Below are 23,098 nucleotides of genomic sequence, written 5' to 3'. Positions count from 1 at the left end.
GATGTCCGGAAGATCACGCCTGATCGTCAAGGTGCTGGCCGTGGTGTGCGTGGCCGCCGCCGTGTGCGGCGCCGGTGTCGCGGTCGCGACGACACGGGAGCCGGCGGACCGGTCGGCGTTCTGCGCGCTCATGCCCGACGCCATCGGCCTCTACGCCGGAAACCCGGTCACCCAGATGGGGTACGAGGTGGGCCGTGTCGAAGGCATCGAGCCGCAGGGCGACCACGTGCAGGTCACCTTCTCGCTCGCGAGTGGCCGGTCCTATCCGTTCGATGTCCGGGCGGTCACCCGCTCGAAGTCCCTGCTCGCCGACCGGAGTCTCGAACTCGTCGGCAACTACACGACCGGTCCGGAACTCGCACCGGAGCAGTGCATCCCGCTCGAGCACACTCACACTCCGAAAAGCATCTCCGAGATCGCCGGTTCGGCAGCCGATTTCATCGACGCACTCGCCCCGGACGACGGTGGGGAGAACGTCCGGAGGACGGTGCTCGGTCTCGACGAGGCGCTGCGTGGCCAGGGGGAGAGCGCCGCGGACATGATGAGGCATGCCGCCGAGGCCGCGGCCGATCCGGACAAGCTCGTCGCCGATATCGGTTCGTCGATCGCGAACATGGCCCCGCTGACGGACGAGGCGCTCCGGCGGTGGAGTTCGATCCGGTCGATCGTCGAGCAGATGCCCGCCGTCGTGGCGGCCGGCATCGATCTGTGGCCCGGCGTGATCGAGGTGTGCGAGGGAATCGGTTGGCTGGTAGCGACTTTGCACGACATCCAGCAGAACTACGGTGCCGACATCTGGCCCTTCGTGCACGGACCGGCGACAGACGCCCTGAAGCTGGCGGCGACACGGTCGAACGACATGGCAGGCCTGATCTCGACGATACCGTCCGTCGCACCCTTCCTCGCGCAGCAGACGACGCGCGACGGCGCGCTCACCATTGCCTACCAGCCACCGACCGTGGCTCTGACGACCGCCGGAACCGAGGTGCCGATGGATCGGCTGCTGGACCTCGTGCGGACGGGGAGGAACTGAGATGAACCTGTCGAGAAGAACGCGGCAGATTCTGGGTGCCGCGTCCGTGAGCGCGGTGGTGCTGACGGTGCCGGCCTGTTCCCTGGGGCCGGACGACCTGCCCTCGGTCCGCGGCGGCGTCGGAGACACCTACGACCTGTCGCTCGAGTTCGCCAGCGTGATGAATCTGCCCGCCGGTGCCGACGTGGTGATGGACGGATTGCGGGTCGGCGAGGTCCGTTCCCTGCAGGTGTCCGGATCGACGGTGACGGTGTCGGCCGGCATCGGAAGCGGCACCAGGATTCCCGCCGACGCGCGGGCGATCGTCCGTCAGGACACACTGCTGGGCGACACGTACATCGCTGTCACCGATGAGGACGGCGGTGCCGGCGGCGGGTATCTGCCTGCCGGGGGCACCATCCCCGTGAGCCGCACCATCTCGCCGCCGCAACTCGAGGACACGATCGCCGTGCTGGCGAACTTCGTCAACGGCGGCAGTATCCAGCGAATCGAAGACGTGATGGCCCGGGTGAATTCCGTCGTGCCGCCGCTCCCGGCCGTGCGCGACGTGGCGTCCGTGGCGGCGCTGGACCTGCGGGACCTCGCCGGGCGAACCGAGGAGATCGACCGGACGTTGTCGGGGTTGAACGAGACCGCGCTGTCGTTCGACGACCGCACCGACGCCCTGTCGGCCATGTTCGACAGTTCCAGCGTGCACTACTGGCGGCGACTCGCGATCTCGGTGGTGTCGCACATCGGCCAGATCCTGCCCTCCGTCGGCAGCGTCTACGAAGGCGGACTGTGGATGGTTCCCATGCTGAACACGCTCGCCGACACGGGGGACGTGGCGCGCGAGACCTGGGACGAGGGGCCGGACACGACCGTCGTGCTGTCGCGTTTCCTGCGCAGCAGGATCGTGCCGTTCGCACAGAAGCCTTCCGTCGAGATCGAGGGCATCGAATCTGCCGGGGGAGACCAGATCGTGGCCGACGCGGAGAACCTGCTCCGCATGCTGGGAGCAGTGAAATGACCGTCAAGACTTCGTTGTCCATTCTCGGCATGGTGGTGATCGCCGTGCTGTCGTTCCTCTACATGGGCCGGGCGGGCCTGCACGTCGCCCGGTTCGACGACGTACGCACCGCCACGCTGGACGTACCGGACACGAATGGTCTCGTCGTCGGCTCCCGGGTGCTGCTCCGGGGGGTCGCCATCGGACACATCAGTGACGTGACGGCGTCGGCCGATCACATCGAGGTCGCGTGGAACTACGAGAGTGACCGGTCGATCCCCGCCGACAGCGAATTCCGCGTCGACAATCTGTCGGCCCTGGGTGAACCGTTCCTTGCGGTGCTGCCCTCGTCGGCCTCGGGACCGTATCTCGAGGACGGCGCCACCGTCCCGGCGGACCAGGTCGTGGTACCGACCACGTTCAAGGAGCTTTCGGAGCGCCTGACGCGGCTCCTCGAACAGGTGGATCCCGTTCGGGTACAGGCGATCTTCGACACCATCGATGTCGCACTGCCCGACGACTTCGCTGTCCTGAACAATCTCACGCGGGCCGGCGAGCTACTCGCGGCGACGCTCACCCAGCAGTCCGACAACCTCACGACGCTGTTCGACACCCTGCAACCGCTGTTGATGGACAGCGCCACCCTCCCGGAGGGTTTCCGGGGTGCGACACCGATCGTCGCCGAGTTCGGCAGTGGGTTCCGCGACGTCCTCGGCGGAATCCGGTTCGCCACCGAGAAGGGTCCGCTGCGCGACGGAATCGCCAACGGAGCAAGCCCTTTCATCGGGGAGCTGCAGACGTTCCTCGACCACACCGCCCCGGACCTGCAGGTGATCGGCGTGAATCTGCTGCCCTCGGTCCAGGCTGGAGCGGCCGCGATGCGGACCGTCGACGTGGGCCGCCTGCTCGACAACGTTCTGGCGTCCACCACATCCGGAGATGCACTGACCGTCCATCTCAGCCCCCCGGGACGGTAGACACAACCGCATCCCGAGACGTACTCGATCGTCCACCCCGGAGATCGGACAGCCCAGCGAAAGGCGAACGATGCAGAAATCAATGGAACTCGTGAACTCCGGAACCACCCCCGAGACGGATCCCTCCGATGGTGCGGGCGATCGCGAGCGTGGCGGGGGCAGGAACGTGCCGCTGCGGTCGGTGGTGGCCGGGGGTCTGGTCGCCGTGCTCGTCGTCGCACTGGCGGCGCTCGGGTGGCAACTGCGGAGCACGACGGACGAACTCGACCAACTCCACGACGCGGCGGCGAACAAGCAGCAGGCGGAACGAATCGCCCTCGACTACGCGACCGGCGCCGCCGAGATGGACTTTCGCGACCTGCCCGCGTGGCGGACACGGCTGACGGCGGGGACGTCCCCGGAACTGTCGAACCGTCTCACCCAGGCGGCGACGTCGATGGAGCAGATCATCGCTCCGCTCCAGTGGACGTCGACCGCGCAACCGATCTCGGCGAAAGCCGAACCGGGGCCGGACGGTACCTATTCCGTCGATTGCTTCGTGAGTGTCCTGACGAAGAACAGCCAGGCACCGGACGGACTGCAGTCGACGGCGACGTACGAGATGACGGTCGACGGCGGAAACGACTGGAAGATCACCGAGATCAGCGGCATCGACTCGGCACTCGACGGTGACAAGGCGCCGCGGTAGCCGGGGTCCGGGGTAGTCTGCCGGCGTCGTCGTACCTCGCGTACTTCAGGCGCCGGCAGGCAGAACCGAGGGAACCAGGAACGTGCGGATCTTCTCGCGGAACCGTTCCAGCGAGCCGGTGCCGCCGTTGAGTTGGCTGATACACATGATCTCGAGTTCCGAGATCCATTCGCACAGCAATGTCAGATCGAGGTCGGCGCGGAGGTCGCCGGCCTCCTGCGCTTCGCGCAGAATCGGCTCCCACAGCTCGCTCGTCAGTTCGACGGCCTTGCCCGACGTGGTCAGGAGCGAGTTGGCCAGCGTCATCTCCGACGGGGAGACCAGCAGGTGGACCATCGGGTCCCGCAGACCGCTTTCGACGTTCTGGCTGATGCCCTCCACGAGTCGCTCCTCGATCGTGGGCCACTTCGCTATGAAGGCGCGGGCGGGCGCCATGTTCATGCGCGCGCGTCGCGCGACCGATTCGATGATCAGACTCTCGCGGTCCGAGAAGTACCGGTAGACGGTCGCGCGGGACATGTCCGCGGCGCGGGCGACGTCTTCCATGGTCGTCTTGGTGATTCCGAAGCGTTCGAAGCACGACTCCGCTGCACCGAGGATCGTCGAGCGGACGTCGGTCGCGGGTTCGTTTCCAGTCCTTGCAGCCACCAGGAAACAGTACCGCCATCATTTCGCGTGAGACGCTAGACAATGAATGTCTCATGTGCCACTCTCGGTGTATGGAGCGCGCAGACAAGATCACACTCACCGAGCGACTGATCGCACACGTCGACAACAACAGCACCGACTACGCGGACGACCTGCTTCGAGTGCCGTTCTCGGTGTTCAACGACCCCGAACTCGCCGAACGGGAGCGCACGGTGGTCCGGCGCCTGCCGCACATCGTCGCCCACGTCGACGAGCTGAAGAAGGCGGGCGACTTCGTCACGACCGAGCTGATCGGCACTCCGCTACTGGTGGTCAAGCAGACGGACGGCAGTGTCAAGGCCTTCTCCAACGTCTGCAGGCACCGGGGCTCGAAGGTGGAGTTCGAGGAAGCCGGCTGCAAGCGTGTCTTCAGCTGCCCCTATCACAACTGGGCGTACGGCCGCGGCGGCGACCTGCGGGGAATGCCGCACGCCGAGGGCTTCGACGGCATGGACCGTTCGCAGTACGGGCTCGTCGAATTTCCCTGCGAGGTGCGGCACGGCCTGGTCTGGGTGGTCCCGACGGTCGGTGCGGAACTCGACATCGCCGGGATCCTCGGCCCCAAGCACGACGCGGAGGTCACGGCGACCGGCATGGCCGAGTCGTTCCAGGTGCGCAAGGAAACCTGGAAACTCGACATGAACTGGAAGATCGCCGTCGACGGCGTCCAGGACTCGTACCACCTGTGCCAGCTGCACACCAAGACCGTGTGCAACTACCTCGAGGGCAACATCACGGCGTACGACCTGGTCGACCGTTCGTGGCGAATCGTCGTGGCCCGCAAGTCGATCACCGAGGTGCGCGGAGCGGACCCTGACTCGTTCGACGTCCGCGACTACTCCCTCGCGAACTACACGATCTACCCGGGCACGATGCTCGTGACCGAGCCCAACCACTTCGAGATCTGGACCATCGTGCCCGACACCGAAGATCCCAACGTGTCGTACTGCACCATTCGCCTGCTGTCCCCGAAGGAACCCGAGACACCGCGGGAGAAGCGGATTCTCGACAAGAACTGGGAACTTCTCATGGAGACCCTGCACGCCGAGGACTGGTTCGTCACGAAGACGATCACGGCCAACGCGGCGCACGGGCAGGTCGACGAGCTGATCTACGGACGCAACGAGCTGCCCGGTCAGGTATTCCACAAGATGATCACCCGGGACGCCGAGGAGGTCGCTCGGCAGGAGGCCGCGGCCGGCGGTGTGAGGTGACGACGGGCGACCTGCGCCGATCGTCACCCGCATCCGGAGTGCTGCAACTCGACCTCGCGCGGCCCGACGTGCACAACGCGATCACCCTCGGCCTGCAACGTGAACTCGATGCCGCGCTCGCCGAGGCGGCGGACGACCCGGACGTCCGGGTGGTGCTGCTGGCAGGGGAGGGTACCGCCGCATTCTCGGCGGGATACGACCTGAAGGAACTCCGGGCGATGACGGCGGACGCCTGCGCCCTCAGCCTGCTCGAACGGGACGAACTGCTGTGGAGATACTTCACGTTCCCCAAGCCCACCGTCGCCGCGGTCCAGGGCATGGCCTACGGCGCGGGCACCCTGCTGGCGGTGTGTTCCGATCTGCGCGTGGGCGGCCCCGGCACCAGCATCACCGTCACCGCGGCGAAGTACGGCGGCGCCGACCTGACGTGGGTGCTCGACCACCTGATCGGCGCGGGGCAGGCCCGCGACCTGCTGATGACGTCCCGGGCGGTGACCGGTGAGGAGGCCTACAGGATGGGTGTCGTCTCCCGGTACGCGGCCGACGGCGACGTCCTCGCTGCCGCGCTCGAGGCGGCCGGGCAGATCGCCGCTCAGCCTCCGGAGTCGATGCGCGAGATCAAGGCTCTACTGCTCGACGGACCGGGACGCGACCTGCGGAGCCGGTACGACCGGGAGAACGTCGTGTCGCGCACGACGCTCCGACCGCGTCCGGTCGAGGAGATGTTCGGCTCGTACTTCGGACGGCGCGCCCGGTGAGCCGCACGTCGCCACTCCTCACCACCGAAAGCGAGGTCCGGGTGAACGGCACCGTCACGACCGACGACGACATCTGGAGCCCCAGCTGGGACGACCCGTTCGAACCGACCGCGGACGGCGACGACGAGTTCGCTGAACTGGCCGAGGCTTTGCGCTCCGTGCAGGAGGCCGTCACCCGCAGCCGACCGAGTCCGGACGCGGCTGGTCGCGCGGCGCGTACGCTCCGTGACCTCGCAACGCGACTGGCGGAGTTCGAGGTCGGCGAGGACGAACAGATCGCAGGCCGCCGCTGGGACCTTCCCGGCCGGGCACAGGCGCTCACGCCACCCCTCCATGTCGACGAGGTGACCGCGACCCGGGCGCGGGGGCGCGTCACGGTGGGCAGATTCCATTCCGGGCGCTACGCGATGAACGGCGGCGTGACGCCGCTGATCTTCGACGAAATTCTCGCGCGCCTCGCCAACAGCTCCGGCAGGCCGTGGGCCCGCACGGCGTACCTGCACGTCAACTACCGGGCCCCCGCTCCGCTCGGCGTCGAATTGCGGGTGGAGGCGGAGTTGGCCGGGCAGGAGGGCCGCAAGCGGTTCCTGCGCGGCGCAATGTATCACGGGGACGTTCTCGTCGCAGACGTCGACGGCCTCTGGATCGAACTGAAACCTGAACAGACGCACAATGTCTCGCTGGCCGACGGCCGGGAAATGGAGGATTCATGAGTGGGTACTCGCTGCTGGACGGCGTCCGGGTCCTCGAGGTCGCGCAGCTGGCGCCGTCGTCACTGGGCGGACATCTCGCCGATCTGGGCGCCGACGTGATCAAGATCGAATCCGGCCCGCTCGGGGACCCCGTGCGCGTCGGTGGCAGCCGTGCCGTCGGAGCGGAGGACGGTCCGGCGTTCATGCATCTGCGGTGGAACCGCGGCAAGAAGTCCGTCGCACTCGACCTGCGCAGCCCCGAGGGCAAGCAGGCCTTCCTCGATCTCGCGCGCTCGTGCGATGCCGTCGTCGAGGGCATGCGAGGCGGATATCTCGACTGGCTCGGCATCGGGTACGAGCAACTGCGGCAGGTGAATCCGAAGATCGTGCTGTGCACGGTGTCGGGTATGGGCACCGACGGTCCGTACCGTGTTCTCGGCACCGGTGGTCCGGTGTTCGACGCGTACGCCGGGCTCCGTTCCGTCGACACTCCCGCGGAGCCGCCGACCGAGGGTATGGCGGGGTCCACGACGCCGCCGATCGCGATGTACGCCCTCGGCGCCTACGGCGCGATGGGTTTGCTCGCCGCGCTGCACAAGGCCGGAGCCACCGGTGTCGGCTGCCACGTGGAGGTGGCGGGCATCGACGTCGCCGCCGCGTGGATGCCGGACCTCGTGGACGCGGAGTTGAACAAGGGCCGCTCGATTCCCCGCCCGACGTGGCTGCCCGACGGACGGCTGCCCGACTGGCCTCGGCTCGAGGCCTACCGTACCGCCGACGGCGAGGCGATCCTGTTCGGCTCGCACGTGGAGAAGTTCTGGCACAACTTCCTCGCCGCGGTCGGGCGTGACGATCTGATCGGCGTCGACCTCACCGGCACGGATGACGGTGCCGCCGCCCGCGCGGACCTGGTGTGGCGGGCGCTGACGGAGATCTTCGCGCAGCGCACCCGTGCCGAGTGGGTGCAGCTGTTCCTCGAACACGGTATCGCGGGAGGCCCGGTCAACAGCGTGGTCGACATGCTCGACGACCCGCACTTCCGGGCGCGGGAAAACACCTACCGGGTCGACTACCCGGGGGTCGGTGAGCTCGAGTTCGTCGTCAGCCCCGTGCGCGTCGCCGGGGAGAAGTTCGCGCCCGCGCTGCCGCCGGTCGTGGGCGCGGACACGGCGGAGGTACTGCGGACGGTGGCGCGGTACGACGCCGTGCGGATCGCCGCGGCGAGCTCCCGGCGCGAGGTCCCGCCGGCCGGCTGAACGCGCCCATTCCACGGAAGCGACACCCACACGAAATATACTGTGTGGGTGTCGTTTTCGTGCACGGAAACGGTTCTGCCGGGTGTCCGAATTTTCCGAATCGAGCATTGCGTCTCTCGCCTACAACTGTTAGGTTTACGGCACACGAAGTGAGGGTGGTCACACCCGGTTGACGAGCACGAGGAGCACAGATGAATCTCGCGGACCTGACCCGGTTCTGGGGTAAGACACGTTCGCAGCAGCAGGCCATCGTGTTCGGGGACACGTCGCAGACCTGGGCCGAGGTCGATGCGATCACCGACGCACTCGCCCGCGGTCTGGCAGCCCGGGGCGTCCGCAAGGGCGACCGGGTGGCGGTGATGATGCTCAATCGCCCCGAACTCGCCCACGTCATCCTCGCCACGCTCAAGCTCGGCGCCATCAGCGTGCCGCTGAACTTCCGGCTCACCGCGAAGGAGCTCGCGCCGATGGTGGTCGACTCCGCGCCGCGCGTGGTGATCGTCGAGGACGGCTTCGCCTCGCTGCTCGAGGTCGCCGCCGAGCAGGCGGAGTTCGAGACCTACGCGATCGGGGGCACCGCCCACCCGCCGTACGAGCGGCTGATCGACCCCGGGACCGCGCCCGTCGTCGCCATCGACGCCGACGACCCCGGCTTCATCTGCTACACGTCCGGGACCACCGGCGTGCAGAAGGGTGCCCTGATCACCCACCGCAACGCGATGACCCCCGGCATCTCCCAGTCGGTCACGTTCGGCTTCTCCTCCCAGGACCGGGTGCTGTGCTCGGCGCCGCTCGTGTACACCGGCTCGATCCTGTCGATCTTCATGCAGCTCGTCGTTCTGCCCGGCGCGACGATGGTCCTGCTGCGCGAGTACGACCCGGAGATCGCCCTCGACACGTTCGAGCGCGAGCAGATCACCGCCACCACCACCGTCCCGGTGATCTGGGAGCGGATGACGATGCTGCCCGACTTCGGCGCCCGCAAGCTGGCGAAGTTCACGTTCGCCGGCACGGGTGGCGCCCCGGTCAGCCTGGACCTGCTCGACTTCTACCGCTCGCACGGCATCCCGCTCACCCAGTGCTACGGCCTGACCGAGGCGTCCGGCATGGTCTCGACGCTCGCCTACGAGGACGCCGTGACCCGTCCCGGCTTCGCCGGGCTGCCGCTGGTCGGCACCCACATCCGGATCGGGGATCCGGGAGTCGACACCCCGGCCGGGGAGGTCGGCGAGATCCTGGTCCGCGGCGAGCACGTGCTGCGGGAGTACTGGAACAAGCCCGACGCCACCGAGGCGACCCTGGTCGACGGCTGGCTGCGCACCGGTGACCTCGGCATGCAGGACGAGGGCGGCTTCCTCAAGATCGTCGACCGCAGCAAGGACATGCTGATCTCCGGGGGCCTCAACGTCTACCCCGCCGAGATCGAGAACGCCCTGCACGGCATCGAGGGCCTCGTCGACCTCGCGGTCATCGGCGTCAAGGACGACCGGTGGGGCGAGGTGCCGATGGTGGTGTTCCACAGCGAGCGTCCCGCCGCCGAGATCGTCGCCGACATCGCCGAGGTCGCGGGCGAGAACCTGGCGAAGTTCAAGCGTCCCAAGCACGCCGTCGCGCTGGGTGAGCCCCTGCCGCGCACGTTCTCCGGCAAGCTCGCCAAACCGTCTCTGCGCCAACGGTTCCCCGAGGTGCCCGCCGACGCACTCGCGGTCGACGGCACCGTCACCCCGGTCTAGCGACACCAGTCCAGTCCTGAGGCTTCATCTCCGCGGTTCCCCCTCCCGAGAGGAATACACGTCGTGGCCCCAACTCGTGAAGTCGACATCTCCCAACTCATCGACACCGCCCCGGTGTCGGCCCTCCAGAAGCGCGCCATCGCGTTGTGCCTGGCGCTCGCAATCCTCGACGGCATGGACGCCCAGCTCATCGGATTCGCGATTCCCGCGCTGTCCGAGGACTGGGGCCTGTCCAAGGCCTCGTTCGGGCTGCTGCTCGCGCTGAGCAGCGGCGCGATGGTCGTGGGCAGCCTGCTGTTCGGTCCCGTCGCCGACCGCTGGGGCCGGCGCCGGGTGATCCTGCTGTGCACCGTGCTGTTCGCGGTGTTCACCCTCGCCTCCGCGTTCGCGCCGTCGATGGGCGTGCTGATCGTGCTGCGCATCCTCGCCGGAATCGGGCTCGGCGGTGTCACCCCGAACCTGATCGCACTGACCAGTGAGTACAGCCCCGCGCGCAGCCGCTCCACCCTCGTCACCATCGTCGTTGCGGGTATGTCCCTCGGCGGATTCCTCGGCGGACTCGCCGCCGCTCAATTGATTCCGGCATACGGCTGGCAGTCGATCTTCGTGGCCGGTGGCGTCCTCCCGTTGATCGTGGCAGCGCTCGCGTGGGCCGGACTGCCGGAGTCGGGCAAGTTCCTCGCCGCCCGGGGCGATCACGCCGGCGCCGCGAAGATCCTCTCGGCGATCGCCCCGCGGGCCGGAATCGACGGTTCGGTGACGTTCACCGTGGACGCGGCGGTGGCCACCAGGTCGCCCATCCGTGCACTGTTCGCGCGGGGCCGGGCGCTGGACACGATCCTGCTGTGGGTGGTCTTCGTCATCAACTTCCTGGTGATCTACTTCCTGTTCGGGTGGATGCCGTCGCTGTTCAGTCAGGCCGGGCAGAGCGCGTCCCACGCGATCCTCGCCGCGGCGCTGTTCAACCTCGGCGGTATGGCAGGCGCGCTGTCCGTCGGGTGGATCACCGACCGGGTCGGCACCATGTGGGCCCGGTCCCGGGGCTCGGACGCCGCCTACGCGGTGGTGATGGCCGGATACACGATCGGGGCCCTGTTCATCGGCGCCGTCGCGATACTGCTGGCGAATTCCACACTGCTGCTGATCACGATCTGCATCGTCGGATTCGGGATCTCCGGCAGTTCGGCCGGCATCATCGCGATCGCCGCATCGATCTATCCGGTGGCGGCGCGCTCCACCGGCATCGGCTGGGCCATGGGAGTCGGGCGCATCGGATCGATCGCCGGACCGACGCTGGGCGCCGCCCTGATCGCGGCCGGAATGGACGCCCGCACGATCTTCCTGCTCATGATCGTGCCGACCGCCACCGCCGTTCTCACCCTCGGGGTGCTGTTCGTGCGGGAGCGTCTGCGCGGACGCACCATGGTCGACGCCACGGAGTCGGTGTCCGTGGTCGAGGCGCACTGACCCCATGCGATCCGTCACCTCGAGGGTTACGTCGTTCTGCAGGCTGTGTGCGTCCTCGTGCGGTGTCCTGCTCGACGTCGAGGACGGACGGATCGCGCGGGTGCTCGGGGATGCCCACCACCCGATCTCCGGTGGGTACACCTGCCCGAAGGGGCGCCGTGGCGGCGACCTCGTCCACGGCCCGGACCGGCTGACCACGTCGATGCGGCGCACCGCCGCCGGCACCCACGAGCCGGTGCCGGTGGCCGGGGCCGTCACCGAGATCGCGGCCCGGCTGCGCACCATCGTGGACCGGCACGGGCCGGATGCGGTCGCGCTGTTCATGGGGACGCAGCAGAACTTCGCCGCACTCACCCCGCCGATGGCCCGGGCCTGGTTCCGGGGAACCGGCTCGCACAAGCTGTTCTCCACGATGACCATCGACCAGTCGGCGAAATGGGTTGTCGCCGAACGGATGGGAACATACCTCGGCGGCAGGCAGCGGTTCGAGGACGCGGACGTGTGGCTGCTGGCCGGCACCAACCCCGTCGTCTCCGCCAACGGCGGGGACGGGGACGGCGCGGTCGTGCAGAACCCGTCCGTCATCCTGCGGGCGGCGCGGGACCGGGGACTGCGGCTGATCGTCGTCGACCCGCGACGCACCGAGACCGCCGCCCTCGCCGACATCCACCTGGCGCCCCGCCCGGGAACGGACGCGGTGCTGTTCGCCGGACTCCTCCACGTCGTCCTCACCGAGAACCTGCACGACGCCGATTTCTGCGGGCGGTACGTCGCGGACCTGCCGGCGCTCGCGGCAGCGGTCGTCGGGGTAACACCCGCTGTGGTGCAGCGGATCTGCGGTGTCCCCGCCGACCGGGTCCGCGACGCCGCCCGGGTGTTCGCGGGCGGAGCGCGGGGGATGGCGACCACCGGGACCGGGCTGTGCATGGGCCCGCACTCGAACCTCGCCGAGCACCTCGTCGCCGCCCTCAACGTGGTGTGCGGCCGCTACCTGCGCGAAGGGGAGCGGGCCGACGACCGCGCCGTCCTGACCCGGCACGTGCCCGCCCGGGCGGAGGTCGCCCCGCCCACCCGCGCCTACGAGCACGGATTCCGCAGCCGGATCGGCGACGTGCGGGCGATCCGCGGCGAACTGCCGTCCGGCATCCTCGCCGACGAGATCCTCGAACCCGGTCCCGGCCGGGTGCGGGCGCTGATCGTCTCCGGCGGCAATCCGGCCGCGGCGCTGCCCGACCGCGGGAAGGCACTGCGCGCGCTGCGATCACTCGACCTCCTGGTGTGCGTCGACCCCCGCATGTCGGACACCGCCCGGCTCGCCGACTTCGTGATCGCGCCGACCACGATGTACGAGCGCGCCGACCACACCGCGATCATGGAGCCGTTCTTCCCGCGCCCGTTCGCGCAGTTCACTCCCGCTGTCGTGCCGCCGCCGCCCGGCGTCGTCGACGACTGGCGGTTCTTCCTCGACCTCGCCGCCGCCTCCGGGCAGCCGGTCAAGTTCGCCGGCCGCATCCTCGACCCCGCCGCACCGCCGACGTCGGAGCAGTTGCTGGCGATGATGGCCGAGCGGGGGCGCGTCCCGTTCGCCGACCTGGTCGCCGCCCCGCACGGGCATCTCGCCGGAGACAGTGGCGCCGTCGTCGGTCCGGCCGGCAAGGAAGGTGCCGGGCACCGTCTGGTGCTGATGCCCGGCGACGTGCGCGGCGAACTGCGCGCAGCACTGACGGACAGCCCTGTCACACCGCAGTTCCCGTTCCTGCTGACGGTGCGACGGATCCGCGAGGCCGTCAACTCCACCGGCACCCGCGTGCCCGGTCTCGTCCCCGGAGGAACGAACCCCGCGAGCCTGCACCCGGACGACCTCGCCGCCCTGGCCATCGCCGACGGTCAGGCGGTGACCGTGCGCTCGGCGTCCGGACGCCTGCGTGCGACCGCACGGGCGGACGGCACCCTGGCCCGGGGGACCGTGTCGATGACGCACTGCTTCGGGGGCGTCGACCCGCGCGACGACGTCGGAGTGAACGTGAACGCGCTGACCGGAACCGGTGACGGTGTCCAGTCGATCAACGCGATGCCCACCATGACCGCGGTTCCCGTCACGGTCGAGCCCACCGCAACCGAACAGGATGTGTGATGACCACGGCCACCGAACCGATTGCCGGGCACAGGATCTGCCCGCTGTGCGAGTCGACGTGCGGGCTGCTCGTCGAACTCGACGGACGAGCCATCGTGCGGGTGGCGCCGAACCCCGACGACGTGATGAGCGCCGGGCACAGTTGCGCGAAGGGGCTCGGCCTCGGCCGCATCGAGAACGACCCCGACCGGATCCGGACCCCGCTGCTGCGCACCGCGGACGGTGGATTCCGGGAGGCCGGCTGGGACGAGGCGTTCGCCGAGATCGAGCGGCGGCTACCGGAGTTCGTCACCGGCGACCCGGGCAGTTGCGCCGTGTACCACGGCAATCCGGCTGCCCACCACCTGGATTCGACGTTCTACCTGGGTGAACTGATCGGCGCGGTCGGCACCCGGAACATCTACTCGCCGGCCAGTGTCGACACCTGGCCGAAGAACCTCGCGCACATGCTGCTGTACGGCACCGGCCTGGGCATGACCGTCCCCGATCTCGACCGCACCGACTACCTGCTGATCCTCGGCTCGAACCCGATGGTCTCCAACGGCAGTACCGTCACCGCGCCGGGCATGCACCTCCGGTTGCAGGCGCTGCGCGAGCGGGGCGGCACCCTCGTCGTGGTGGACCCGGTGCGGACCCGCACCGCCGAGGTCGCGGATCTGCACGTGCCGATCCGGCCCGGCACCGACGCCCTGTTCCTGCTCGGGGTGCTGTCGGCGATCGCGACCGAGGGTCTGGCCAGGCCCGAGCGGCTACCGGACGTGGTGGACGGACTGGACGCCGCGCTCGCGATGGCGGCGGAATTCGACGCCGAAGCCGTCGCCGCAGCATGTGGGATCGACAGCGACCTGATCCGCGCGGTGGCCCGCGGGTTCGCGGGCGCTCCTGCGGCGGTAGCGCATTCGCGAATCGGGACGTGCATGCAGGAGTTCGGCACCCTCGCGAACTGGCTCGTCGAGGTGCTCACCATCGTCACCGGCAATCTCGACCGGCCCGGGGGCGCGATGTTCGCGCTGCCGCCGGCCGGCGGACAGAACACCTGGCCGGTGACCAGACCGCCGAAGCTGATGTTCGACCGGTGGCGTTCGCGGGTGCGGGGGCTGCCGGAGGCGATGGGGGAGCTGCCCGCGGTGTGCTTCGCGGAGGAGATCCTCACCCCCGGACCGGGCCGCACCCGGGCATTGATCACCCTCGCCGGGAATCCGGCCCGGTCCCTGCCCAACAGCGGTGCGATCGAGGAGGCGCTCGGTGCCCTCGAGTTCATGGTGTCGGTGGACTGCTACCTCAACGAGACCACCCGCTACGCCGACGTGATCCTGCCCCCGCCGCCGGTGACGACCCGAGGCCACCACGACGTGACGCTGGCGCACTTCCAGATCCGGAACGTCGCGCGGTACACCCCGCCCCTGCTCGACCTCGCCGACGGCGAACTGGCGGAATGGCAGATCCTGTTGCGGCTGGCCGCGATCGCCAAGGGAACCCCGCACCGTCCGGTGGAGGAGCTGGACGACGAGGTGGCAGTCGTCGCGGCCCGGCGCGCCGCGAAACTCGCCGGCTGCGAAACGGAACAGGCGCTGCGCGCGGTCACCGACCGCCGCGGCCCGCAGCGCCTACTGGATCTGCGTCTGCGCAGCGGGCCCTACGGCGACCGGTTCGGTCTCGACCCGGACGGGCTGACTCTCGCACTGCTGGAGGACAGCCCGGACGGCATCGACTACGGGCCGCTGGCGCCGCGCGTCCCGGAGGTGCTGCGCACGCCGGACGGGCGAATCGACCTGATGCCGGAGATGATCGTCGCGGATCTACCGCGGGTGCGGGCGAGCATGACGAGGGCGACCCCGGATCTGCTGCTGATCAACCGGCGTCAGCGGCGCGGCATGAACTCGTGGCTGCACAATGCGCTACCCCAACCGGACGGCGGCCAGTGCGCCCTGCTGATCAGCCCACGCGACGCGGCCGAGCGCGGCCTGGTCGCCGGTGACCGGGTTGCGGTGACGTCCAAGGTCACCACCGTGACGGCCGAACTGCGGATCGACGACACGCTGCGTCCCGGTGTGGTCAGCATGCCGCACGGGTGGGGCCACGACGGGCCGGGCCTGCGGACGTCCCGGTCGGCCTCGGTGCCCGGCAGCAACTACAACGCCCTGGTGGACGACACCACCGACCTCGAGGCGCTGACGGCGTCCCCGATCTTCAACGGCGTCCCGGTCACCGTGACGCGCACGAGCGAGGAGCATCCCTGATGGCGTACGTGGTCACCCAGAACTGCTGCAACGACGCGACCTGTGTCGCGGTGTGCCCGGTCGACTGCATCCACCCGACCCCCGCGGAGCGGGAGTACAAGCGCACCGAGATGCTGTACATCGACCCCGGCGCCTGCATCGACTGCGGCGCGTGCTCCGACGTGTGCCCCGTCGACGCGATCGTCCCCGGCGACGCGCCCGTACCCGACATCGACCGGTACCGCGACATCAATGCCGAGTACTTCCAGCGGAATCCGCGCAGCGCCGCGCCGGGTGCGCACGTGCAGCCGCTTCCGATCGCCCTCGCGACCGCCGGCGTCGACGACCCCCCGGCGCTGCGGGTGGCGATCGTCGGATCCGGGCCGTCGGCGTTCTACGCCGCCGAGGAACTGCTGGCGCGTCGCGACATCGCCGCTGAGGTCACCATGTTCGAACGGCTGCCCGTCGCCGGCGGACTCGTGCGGTTCGGCGTCGCGCCCGATCACTGGCACACCAAGACGGTGGACCGGGTGTTCGACCGCACCGCGCGGCGGGACGGCTTCACGTTCCATCTCGGCGTCGAGGTCGGGCGGGACGTGACGCTCGACGAGGTGCTGGCCCACCACCACGCGGTGATCCACGCGTCCGGGGCGTCGGGGGACCGCCGCCTCGGCATCCCCGGCGAGGACCTGCCGGGCAGCCACGCTGCCCGCGAATTCGTGGCCTGGTACAACGGGCACCCCGAGCACGCCGACCGCGAGTTCGACCTGACCGCGGAGCGTGCGGTCGTGGTCGGCAACGGGAACGTGGCGCTCGACGTCGCCCGCATTCTCGTCTCCGATGTGGAGACCCTGCGCCGGACCGACATCGCCGACCACGCGCTCGACGCCCTGGCCGGCAGCCGGATCGACGAGGTGGTGGTACTCGGTCGTCGGGGACCGGAGCACGCGGCCTGCACCACCCCGGAACTGCTCGCGCTCGGCTCGATGCCGGGTATCGACGTCCTCGTCGACGGTCTGGTCACGGCGGGACCGGATGCCCCGGCGAAGCTGAAGATCCTGGCCGAGTACTCCCGGCGGGAGGCGATTCCGGGGAACAAGCGCATCGTGTTCCGATTCGGTTGTTCCCCACAGGAAGTGGTCGGCGAGGACCAGGTGTCGGCGCTGGCGGTGTCGAACGACGACGCCGTCGACCGGATCGAGTGCGGACTGGTCCTGCGGGCCGTCGGGTACCGCGGACTGCCCATCGCCGGGTTGCCTTTCGACGAGTCCACCGGAACGGTTGGCAACGTGGCGGGGCGTGTGGTCGACGCGGGCACCGGGGAGGCCGTCACCGGCCACTACGTGGCGGGTTGGATCAAGCGCGGCGCGACCGGTGTGATCGGCACCAATCGCTACTGCGCGGCGGAGACCGTCGAGGCCCTGCTGGACGATCACCGCGCGGGCCTGCTCACCGCGCCGACCGGGGCCGCTGCGGACCTGACGGCGCTGGTGCACGAACGCCGGCCCGACGCGCTCGGTGGTGCGGACTGGCGCGCGATCGACCGTTTCGAGCGTGAGCGCGGCCGCGAGGAGGGCAGGCCCCGCATCAAGATCGTCGACGCCCGGGAGGCGGCGGTCGTCGTCGCGGGTGCGGCGACCCGATGAGCCCGGCGGAGGCGACGCGCGTACACACGTTCTGCCGGATCTGCGAGCCGGGTTGCGGCCTGCTCGCGGAGGTACGGGACGGCGAGGTTCTCCGGCTGCAACCGGACCGGGATCATCCCGTGCACAAGGGGTTCTCCTGCCACAAGGGCGTGCACTACCTTCAGGTTCACCAGGATCCGGATCGACTCGACCGGCCGCTGAAACGGACGAATCCGCGGAGCGAGGAGCGCGGCGTCTTCGAGCCGGTCGAGTGGGACGTCGCGGCGCGCGAGATCGCCGACAGGCTTGCAGAGGTGCGGCGCGTGTACGGCCGTAACGCCCTCGCCGTCTATCAAGGCAACCCGTCGGCGTTCAACGGCGCCTACTACGCGAACGCCGCCACGATCGCGCGCGGCTTCGACACCCGGATGCGCTTCAGTGCGGGAACCCAGGACACCTCGGCGAAATATGCTGCGAGTGAGGCGATCTACGGCGCGTCGATGGCACATCCGATTCCCGACCTGCTGCACACGGACTACTTCCTGTGCCTGGGCAGCAATCCGCAGGTGTCGCACATGACGCTGATCCACATCTCGGATCCGATGGCCAAGATCCGCGCCGTCAACAAGCGTGGCGGGACCGTGCTGTTCGTCAATCCGCGCCGCATCGAGTCGTCGTCGCCGGAGACCGGTGACGTCCTGCAGATCAAGCCGGACACCGACTTCTACTTCCTCGCAGGGATTCTGCACGAGATCGTCTTCCGGATCGGGTACGACCGGGCCGAGGTGGAACGTCACGCGCGACGCGTCGACGAGTTGCTCGACTTCGTCCGGCAATATCCCGTCGACCGGATCGCCGCGGTCACCGGAATCGACGCCGGCACGATCCGTCGGGTCGCGGACGACTTCTGTGCGGCGCCGAGCGCGAGCATCTACATGGCCACCGGTGTGAACCAGGGCCGGCAGGGCGCGCTGGCCTACTGGATGCTGACCATGGTCAGCCTGTTCTCCGGCAACCTCGGCAGGCGCGGCGGCAACATCTACTCGCGCGGAGTCTCCGACGTCGTGCAGGGCTCGAAACGCAAACGGAACGATCCGTTCTTCGATGGCCCCTTCGGGGAAATGCGCACCATCGGCGGTGACCTGCCCGCGGCCCTGCTCCCGGAGTTCATCGAGAACCCCGACGACCCGATCCGCGCACTGATCGTGGTGTCGGGCAACCCACTGCTGTCGGTCGGCGGCGACGACCGGCTGCGCCGGGCGCTCGAGCAGCTGGACCTGATCGTCACCGTCGATCTGTACCGTACCGTCACCGGGGAGATGGCCGACTACGTTCTGCCGGCGACGGATTGGCTGGAGCGAGAGGACGTCAACTTCCTCAACACCATGGGCGTCGCGATGGAGCCCTACGTCCAGTACACACCGGCGGTCGTCCCGGCGAAGGGGGAGCGTCGCGACGACTGGTGGATCCTGTCGCGCATCCAGCAGGCGATGGGCGTCCCGACCCTGCTCGACGAGCCGGATCCGAATCCGTTCGCCGCGGTCGACGCGACGATGCGGGAGTCGGGTCTGAGCATCGAGGCGTTGAAGGCGATGCCCTGCCAGACCGCGGTGCTGCCGGAGGCCGATCCCTCGCACGTGTTCAGCATCGCGGTCCAGCACGACGACGGCCTGATCGACTGCTGCCCGACGCTGTTCCAGCGCTCGTACGAGACCGCCGAACGCATCTTCGAGGAACTGGCCGCGGAGCCCGCCGACCAGCTCAAGCTGGTCACCCGCCGCACCCACTACATGGTCAACAGCTGGCTGCACAACCTTCCGGTGTTCAAACAGGGCGTCCACCAGAGCAATCCGCTGTGGATGAACCCGGACGACGCGCGGTTCCGTGGCCTCGTCGAGGGCGACGACGTCACCGTGCGCAACCGTCACGGCGAGGTCGACGCGGTGCTGGTGTGCGACGACACTCTCCGGCCAGGTGTCGTGGCGATGACCCACGGCTGGGGCCAGGGCACGGCCCGGGGTCTGGACGTCGCGCGGCGCAACCCTGGTGTGAACGTCAACCGGCTCGCGCCCACCGGCCGAGAGGGCTACGACCCGCTCAGCAATCAGTCGCAGCTCACCGGGATCAACGTGGAGGTCGTGCGGCTTCGCCACCCGTGAGTACTTGTCAACCGCCCGACGTCAATAAGTACTCACGGGTGGGGTTTCACTGAAACCTTGCCGGATTTAACAACAACCTTTAGATTTAGCGCTGTGATCGGCGCCACGGAGCATCCGTATGCACGAGGCCGTGTCACGGAGAACTTCGGGTTCGATCCCGCCGGTCGCGACCGGGCACACAGGAGGAATTCCATGAGCGGAACCGTTATCGACGCACTCACGTACTGGGTGCGGACCGTCCCCGACCAGCCGGCGATCGACTTCGCCGGCGACGTGGTGACCTACCGCGAACTCGACACCTGGGCCGACGCCGTCGCCCACGACCTTGCGGCGCGCGGCGTCACACCAGGCGACCGGGTCAGTTTCCTCGGAACCAACTCGCTCGAGTGGTGCGTGGCCGCGCTGGGCGCGATGAAGGTGGGGGCGATCGCGGCGCCGTTCAATCAGCGGATGCTCGCCGGCGAGCTGACCACCCTGGTCGAGGATTGCGAACCGGCCGTCGTGTACTGCGACGGGGCGCTGCGCTCGCGTCTCGACGACGTGTACGCGGCGCGCGGCACCTTCGCCATCGTGGAGTTCGAGCGGGACGTGCGGCCTCTTCGTGGCGGCACGCATCCGCCGTTCCGTACGCCGGTGACGGAGCAGTCCGAGCCCACCGCGATCGTGTTCACCAGCGGCACCACCGGCAAGCCGAAGGGTGTCGTGTTCACCCACGCCACGATCGCCGGCGAGATGCACGAATGGGCCCTGATGGAGCCGATCGAGCAGAACCGCTTCCGGCCGCTGCTCGTGCTGCCGCTGTTCACCGCGGCAGGCATCATCTGGGGCATCTCCCGCACCGTGCTGCACGGCGGCACCTTGCTGCTGCAGCCCGGGTTCGACCCCGAGGCCGCGCTGCGGGTGATGATCGACAGCCGGGCCACCACCCTGACCGGCCCGCCGATCCTGTTCGAGCAGATCTCCCGCGTGCCCGGCTTCGAAGGAGCGGACCTGAGTCACCTGACCACCGCCCACGTCGGTGGTGCCCGGGTCCCGTCGGCGCTGGTCGGGACGTGGCTCGCCCGGGGCGTCCAACTGCGGCAGATCTACGGGCAGACCGAGATCGGCGGGTCGGCCACCGCGATGCCGCGGGACGAGGCGGCCGAGCATCCCGACAAGTGCGGGTGGGGTGGCATCTTCACCAAGATCCGCGTCGTCGACGCCGACGGAACGGACTGCGCCCCCGACCAAGTGGGGCAGATCCTGCTGCGAGGCCCGGGCATGATGCCGGGGTACTGGTGCAACGAGGACGCCACCCGATCCGCGCTGATCGACGGCTGGCTGCACACCGGCGATCTCGGAAAGCTCGACGACAACGGCTACCTCACGTTCGTCGACCGGCTCAAGGACATGATCATCTCCGGTGGCCTCAACATCTCGCCCGCGGAGATCGAGCAGGTGATCAACCGGCTGCCCGGGGTGCAGGAGGTCGCGGTGATCAGCGTGCCCGACGAGAAGTTCGGCGAGACTCCGGCCGCGATCGTGAAGAAGGTCGAGGGACTCACCGAGGCGGACGTCGTCGAGTACTGCAACCAGAACCTCGCCGACTACAAGGTGCCGCGGTACGTGGTGTTCGTCGACGACGGACTGCCCCGGATGGCCAGCGGCAAGATCTCCAAGCGGGACCTGCGGGAAACGTACTCCGATGTGCCGCAGACCTATCCGAAGGTCCGGTGACGGCGATGACGGTCGTGAAAGCAGTGACGCAGCAGCGAGTGGCGGTCGTGACGGGCGGTGGCCGCGGTATCGGGGCCGCGATTTCCCGGCGGCTGGCGGCGGACGGATTCGCGGTCGCGGTCAACTACTCGTCCAGTGCTGCGGACGCACAGGGCGTGGTGGACAAGATCGTCGCCGGCGGCGGCCGGGCCACGGCGATTCGCGCGGACGTGTCCGACGCGGCGCAAGCCGAGGAGCTGATCGCCGCAACGACCACCGAACTCGGCGCGCCGACCGTGCTGGTCAACAATGCGGGCATGAACCTCGCGGGAGCGGCCCGCAAGCAGTCGCCGAGCGACTGGGACCGGGTGATCGGCGTCAACCTCAGCGGCGCCTTCTACACCACCCACGCCGCACTTCCCGCCATGTACGACAGCGGCTGGGGCCGCGTCGTCTTCGTCAGCAGCGCGTCCGGCGGGCGGCGACCGTCCCCGGGCATGAGCGCGTACTCCGCCGCGAAAGCGGGACTGGTGGGCATGACCCGGTCGATGGCGCTCGAGGTGGCGCGGCGCGGCATCACCGTCAACGCGGTGATGCCGGGGTTCGTGGAGACCGACATCATCGCCTCCGGCGGCGAGAACGCGGTCGAGACCCTCGCCGCCCACTGGCCGCGGATCCCGGCCGAGTCGATCGCGTCGACGGTGTCCTTCCTCGTCAGCGAGGACGGTAGACACGTGTCCGGGGAAGAGGTCGGTGTCTGGCTGGGCGGACCTGTCGGGGTGTAGGCGCCTTCGGCACCCGTGCGCACTTTTGGTAGCTACCACTACCAAAAGTGCGCACGGGTGCGTCAGCGCCTATCGGCCTCGGCGCGGTAGTTGCCGGGCCACGCCTTGCCGAGGGTGAGGCCACCGTCGACGACGATGTTCTGCCCGGTCACGAACGTGGCGTCGTCGGAGACCAGGTAGGCGATGGCGCCGGCGATGTCCTCGCCCTCGCCGGCGCGGGGGATCGGCTGGAACGACGCCAGCCCCTGCCGCACCCGGTCGACGCTGTCGTCCAGTGCGTCGCCATCCAGGCCGGCGCCGTGACCGACGATCCGGGTCGCGATTCCACCGGGGGTGACGGCGTTCACCCGGATGTGGAACTCGGCGAGTTCGCGCGCCGCACTGCGGGTGAGCTGCAGCACGGCGGCCTTCGCGGCGCCGTACGGGTGCGGGCCGAAGCCGGTGCGCACCCCCGCCACCGACGACACGTTGACGACGGTGCCGAAACCCTGTTCGCGCATGACGCGGGCGGCGTGTTTGGTGCCGAGGAACGCGCTGCGCGCCAGGACGGCGAACGAGGAGTCCCATTCGTCGACGGTGGTGTCCGCGACGTACGTCCAGGCGCCGACCCGGCCTGCGTTGTTGACCATGGCGTCCAGCCGCCCGAAGCGCTCGGTCGCGGTGCGGACCGCGGCCGCGACGTCCTCCTCGCGAGTGACGTCGGTATGGAGGTAGACGGCGCGCTCGCCGAGGGCGGCCGCGACCGTCTCGCCGCGCTCGTCGTCGATGTCCGTGACCACCACGGTCGCGCCCCGCTCCGCGAGAAGTGTGCAGGTCGCAGCCCCGATTCCGCTTGCGCCTCCGGTGACCACCGCGACCTTGCCGTGCAGTTCTGACATTGTGTCGAGTCCCTTCTCGCCGTCCGTTCGAACTGTGGATCTTGAGGTATTAACCTAAAGGTATTAGCTTGAGATGTCGACGGTCGTCAATGCGAAGCGGAGCCGTCGGC

18 protein-coding genes are annotated in these 23,098 nt (G+C 69.1%); 16 read left to right on the top strand and 2 right to left on the bottom strand.

Translation table 11 applies throughout. From position 1 onward, the window contains the following. Position 1 precedes the first annotated feature (1 nt). The 4 genes from ROP_RS08995 to ROP_RS08980 all read left to right on the top strand — a co-directional run bounded on the left by ROP_RS08995 (position 2) and on the right by ROP_RS08980 (position 3,686). The gene (locus tag ROP_RS08995) at positions 2-1,033 is read left to right on the top strand and encodes an MlaD family protein (protein WP_012689013.1); all 1,032 of its coding nucleotides are present in this window, start codon (positions 2-4) and stop codon (positions 1,031-1,033) included. A gap of 1 nt (position 1,034) precedes the next feature. Further along, positions 1,035-2,042 carry an MlaD family protein gene (locus ROP_RS08990; protein ID WP_012689012.1) on the top strand — a complete coding sequence of 336 codons (1,008 nt, stop codon included), beginning with the start codon at positions 1,035-1,037 and terminating at the stop codon, positions 2,040-2,042. Further along, positions 2,039-2,998, top strand: coding sequence for an MlaD family protein (locus tag ROP_RS08985; protein WP_012689011.1), 960 nt, complete (start codon positions 2,039-2,041; stop codon positions 2,996-2,998). Before ROP_RS08990 ends, ROP_RS08985 begins: the two co-directional genes overlap by 4 nt. Before the next feature lie 70 nt (positions 2,999-3,068). Next, a complete protein-coding gene (locus ROP_RS08980; protein ID WP_012689010.1) occupies positions 3,069-3,686 on the top strand; it encodes a hypothetical protein in 618 nt (205 codons plus the stop codon). Between the two features lie 45 nt (positions 3,687-3,731). Here ROP_RS08980 and ROP_RS08975 read toward each other — a convergent pair whose 3' ends face one another. Next, positions 3,732-4,334, bottom strand: coding sequence for a TetR/AcrR family transcriptional regulator (locus ROP_RS08975; RefSeq protein ID WP_012689009.1), 603 nt, complete (start codon positions 4,332-4,334; stop codon positions 3,732-3,734). A 71-nt stretch (positions 4,335-4,405) separates the two neighbouring features. On the opposite strand from ROP_RS08975, the gene ROP_RS08970 reads away from it, so the two are divergent. From ROP_RS08970 to ROP_RS08915, 12 genes are all read left to right on the top strand, one after another. Continuing rightward, positions 4,406-5,587, top strand: a complete 1,182-nt coding sequence (locus ROP_RS08970; protein WP_043824455.1) for an aromatic ring-hydroxylating oxygenase subunit alpha — start codon at positions 4,406-4,408, stop codon at positions 5,585-5,587. Then, positions 5,584-6,345, top strand: coding sequence for an enoyl-CoA hydratase/isomerase family protein (locus ROP_RS08965; RefSeq protein ID WP_012689007.1), 762 nt, complete (start codon positions 5,584-5,586; stop codon positions 6,343-6,345). Before ROP_RS08970 ends, ROP_RS08965 begins: the two co-directional genes overlap by 4 nt. After that, the gene (locus ROP_RS08960; protein WP_012689006.1) at positions 6,342-7,058 is read left to right on the top strand and encodes a PaaI family thioesterase; all 717 of its coding nucleotides are present in this window, start codon (positions 6,342-6,344) and stop codon (positions 7,056-7,058) included. Before ROP_RS08965 ends, ROP_RS08960 begins: the two co-directional genes overlap by 4 nt. After that, positions 7,055-8,293: a CaiB/BaiF CoA transferase family protein gene (locus ROP_RS08955; RefSeq protein ID WP_012689005.1), complete on the top strand. Its 1,239-nt coding sequence runs from the start codon at positions 7,055-7,057 to the stop codon at positions 8,291-8,293. Before ROP_RS08960 ends, ROP_RS08955 begins: the two co-directional genes overlap by 4 nt. A 191-nt stretch (positions 8,294-8,484) precedes the next feature. Next, positions 8,485-10,026, top strand: coding sequence for a class I adenylate-forming enzyme family protein (locus tag ROP_RS08950; RefSeq protein WP_012689004.1), 1,542 nt, complete (start codon positions 8,485-8,487; stop codon positions 10,024-10,026). Positions 10,027-10,089: 63 nt separating this feature from the next. Continuing rightward, positions 10,090-11,493 (top strand): MFS transporter, encoded by a 1,404-nt coding sequence (locus ROP_RS08945; RefSeq protein ID WP_012689003.1) that lies wholly within the window; start codon positions 10,090-10,092, stop codon positions 11,491-11,493. Between the two features lie 4 nt (positions 11,494-11,497). Continuing rightward, positions 11,498-13,627, top strand: a complete 2,130-nt coding sequence (locus ROP_RS08940) for a molybdopterin-containing oxidoreductase family protein (RefSeq protein ID WP_012689002.1) — start codon at positions 11,498-11,500, stop codon at positions 13,625-13,627. After that, on the top strand, positions 13,627-15,867 hold the full coding sequence (locus tag ROP_RS08935) for a molybdopterin-dependent oxidoreductase (protein WP_043824453.1): 2,241 nt from the start codon (positions 13,627-13,629) through the stop codon (positions 15,865-15,867). Before ROP_RS08940 ends, ROP_RS08935 begins: the two co-directional genes overlap by 1 nt. Further along, entirely contained in the window at positions 15,867-17,492 is a 1,626-nt protein-coding gene (locus ROP_RS08930; RefSeq protein ID WP_012689000.1) for an FAD-dependent oxidoreductase, read from the top strand. Before ROP_RS08935 ends, ROP_RS08930 begins: the two co-directional genes overlap by 1 nt. Next, positions 17,489-19,630, top strand: a complete 2,142-nt coding sequence (locus ROP_RS08925) for a molybdopterin-containing oxidoreductase family protein (RefSeq protein ID WP_012688999.1) — start codon at positions 17,489-17,491, stop codon at positions 19,628-19,630. The genes ROP_RS08930 and ROP_RS08925 overlap by 4 nt, the downstream gene beginning before the upstream one ends. Before the next feature lie 192 nt (positions 19,631-19,822). Continuing rightward, positions 19,823-21,346 carry a class I adenylate-forming enzyme family protein gene (locus ROP_RS08920; RefSeq protein WP_012688998.1) on the top strand — a complete coding sequence of 508 codons (1,524 nt, stop codon included), beginning with the start codon at positions 19,823-19,825 and terminating at the stop codon, positions 21,344-21,346. Positions 21,347-21,351: 5 nt separating this feature from the next. Further along, on the top strand, positions 21,352-22,110 hold the full coding sequence (locus ROP_RS08915) for an SDR family oxidoreductase (protein WP_043826387.1): 759 nt from the start codon (positions 21,352-21,354) through the stop codon (positions 22,108-22,110). Between the two features lie 62 nt (positions 22,111-22,172). Here the strand turns inward: ROP_RS08915 and ROP_RS08910 are convergent, their stop codons facing one another. Continuing rightward, complete coding sequence (locus tag ROP_RS08910; protein WP_012688996.1) at positions 22,173-22,988, bottom strand: glucose 1-dehydrogenase; 816 nt, start codon at positions 22,986-22,988, stop codon at positions 22,173-22,175. Positions 22,989-23,098 lie beyond the last annotated feature (110 nt).

The sequence above is a fragment of the Rhodococcus opacus B4 genome (assembly GCF_000010805.1).
Lineage (GTDB): Bacteria > Actinomycetota > Actinomycetes > Mycobacteriales > Mycobacteriaceae > Rhodococcus_F > Rhodococcus_F opacus_C.
Note: the sequence above shows the minus strand (reverse complement) of the source record. Positions and strands in the feature narration are given on the sequence as shown.

Bases quoted from the DNA above. Each gene is read 5' to 3' on its own strand.
- ROP_RS08995 (WP_012689013.1), top strand. From the start codon at position 2: ATGTCCGGAAGATCACGCCTGATCGTCAAGGTGCTGGCCGTGGTGTGC.
- ROP_RS08990 (WP_012689012.1), top strand. From the start codon at position 1,035: ATGAACCTGTCGAGAAGAACGCGGCAGATTCTGGGTGCCGCGTCCGTG.
- ROP_RS08985 (WP_012689011.1), top strand. From the start codon at position 2,039: ATGACCGTCAAGACTTCGTTGTCCATTCTCGGCATGGTGGTGATCGCC.
- ROP_RS08980 (WP_012689010.1), top strand. From the start codon at position 3,069: ATGCAGAAATCAATGGAACTCGTGAACTCCGGAACCACCCCCGAGACG.
- ROP_RS08970 (WP_043824455.1), top strand. From the start codon at position 4,406: ATGGAGCGCGCAGACAAGATCACACTCACCGAGCGACTGATCGCACAC.
- ROP_RS08955 (WP_012689005.1), top strand. From the start codon at position 7,055: ATGAGTGGGTACTCGCTGCTGGACGGCGTCCGGGTCCTCGAGGTCGCG.
- ROP_RS08950 (WP_012689004.1), top strand. From the start codon at position 8,485: ATGAATCTCGCGGACCTGACCCGGTTCTGGGGTAAGACACGTTCGCAG.
- ROP_RS08940 (WP_012689002.1), top strand. From the start codon at position 11,498: ATGCGATCCGTCACCTCGAGGGTTACGTCGTTCTGCAGGCTGTGTGCG.
- ROP_RS08935 (WP_043824453.1), top strand. From the start codon at position 13,627: ATGACCACGGCCACCGAACCGATTGCCGGGCACAGGATCTGCCCGCTG.
- ROP_RS08930 (WP_012689000.1), top strand. From the start codon at position 15,867: ATGGCGTACGTGGTCACCCAGAACTGCTGCAACGACGCGACCTGTGTC.
- ROP_RS08925 (WP_012688999.1), top strand. From the start codon at position 17,489: ATGAGCCCGGCGGAGGCGACGCGCGTACACACGTTCTGCCGGATCTGC.
- ROP_RS08920 (WP_012688998.1), top strand. From the start codon at position 19,823: ATGAGCGGAACCGTTATCGACGCACTCACGTACTGGGTGCGGACCGTC.
- ROP_RS08915 (WP_043826387.1), top strand. From the start codon at position 21,352: ATGACGGTCGTGAAAGCAGTGACGCAGCAGCGAGTGGCGGTCGTGACG.
- ROP_RS08910 (WP_012688996.1), bottom strand. From the start codon at position 22,988: ATGTCAGAACTGCACGGCAAGGTCGCGGTGGTCACCGGAGGCGCAAGC.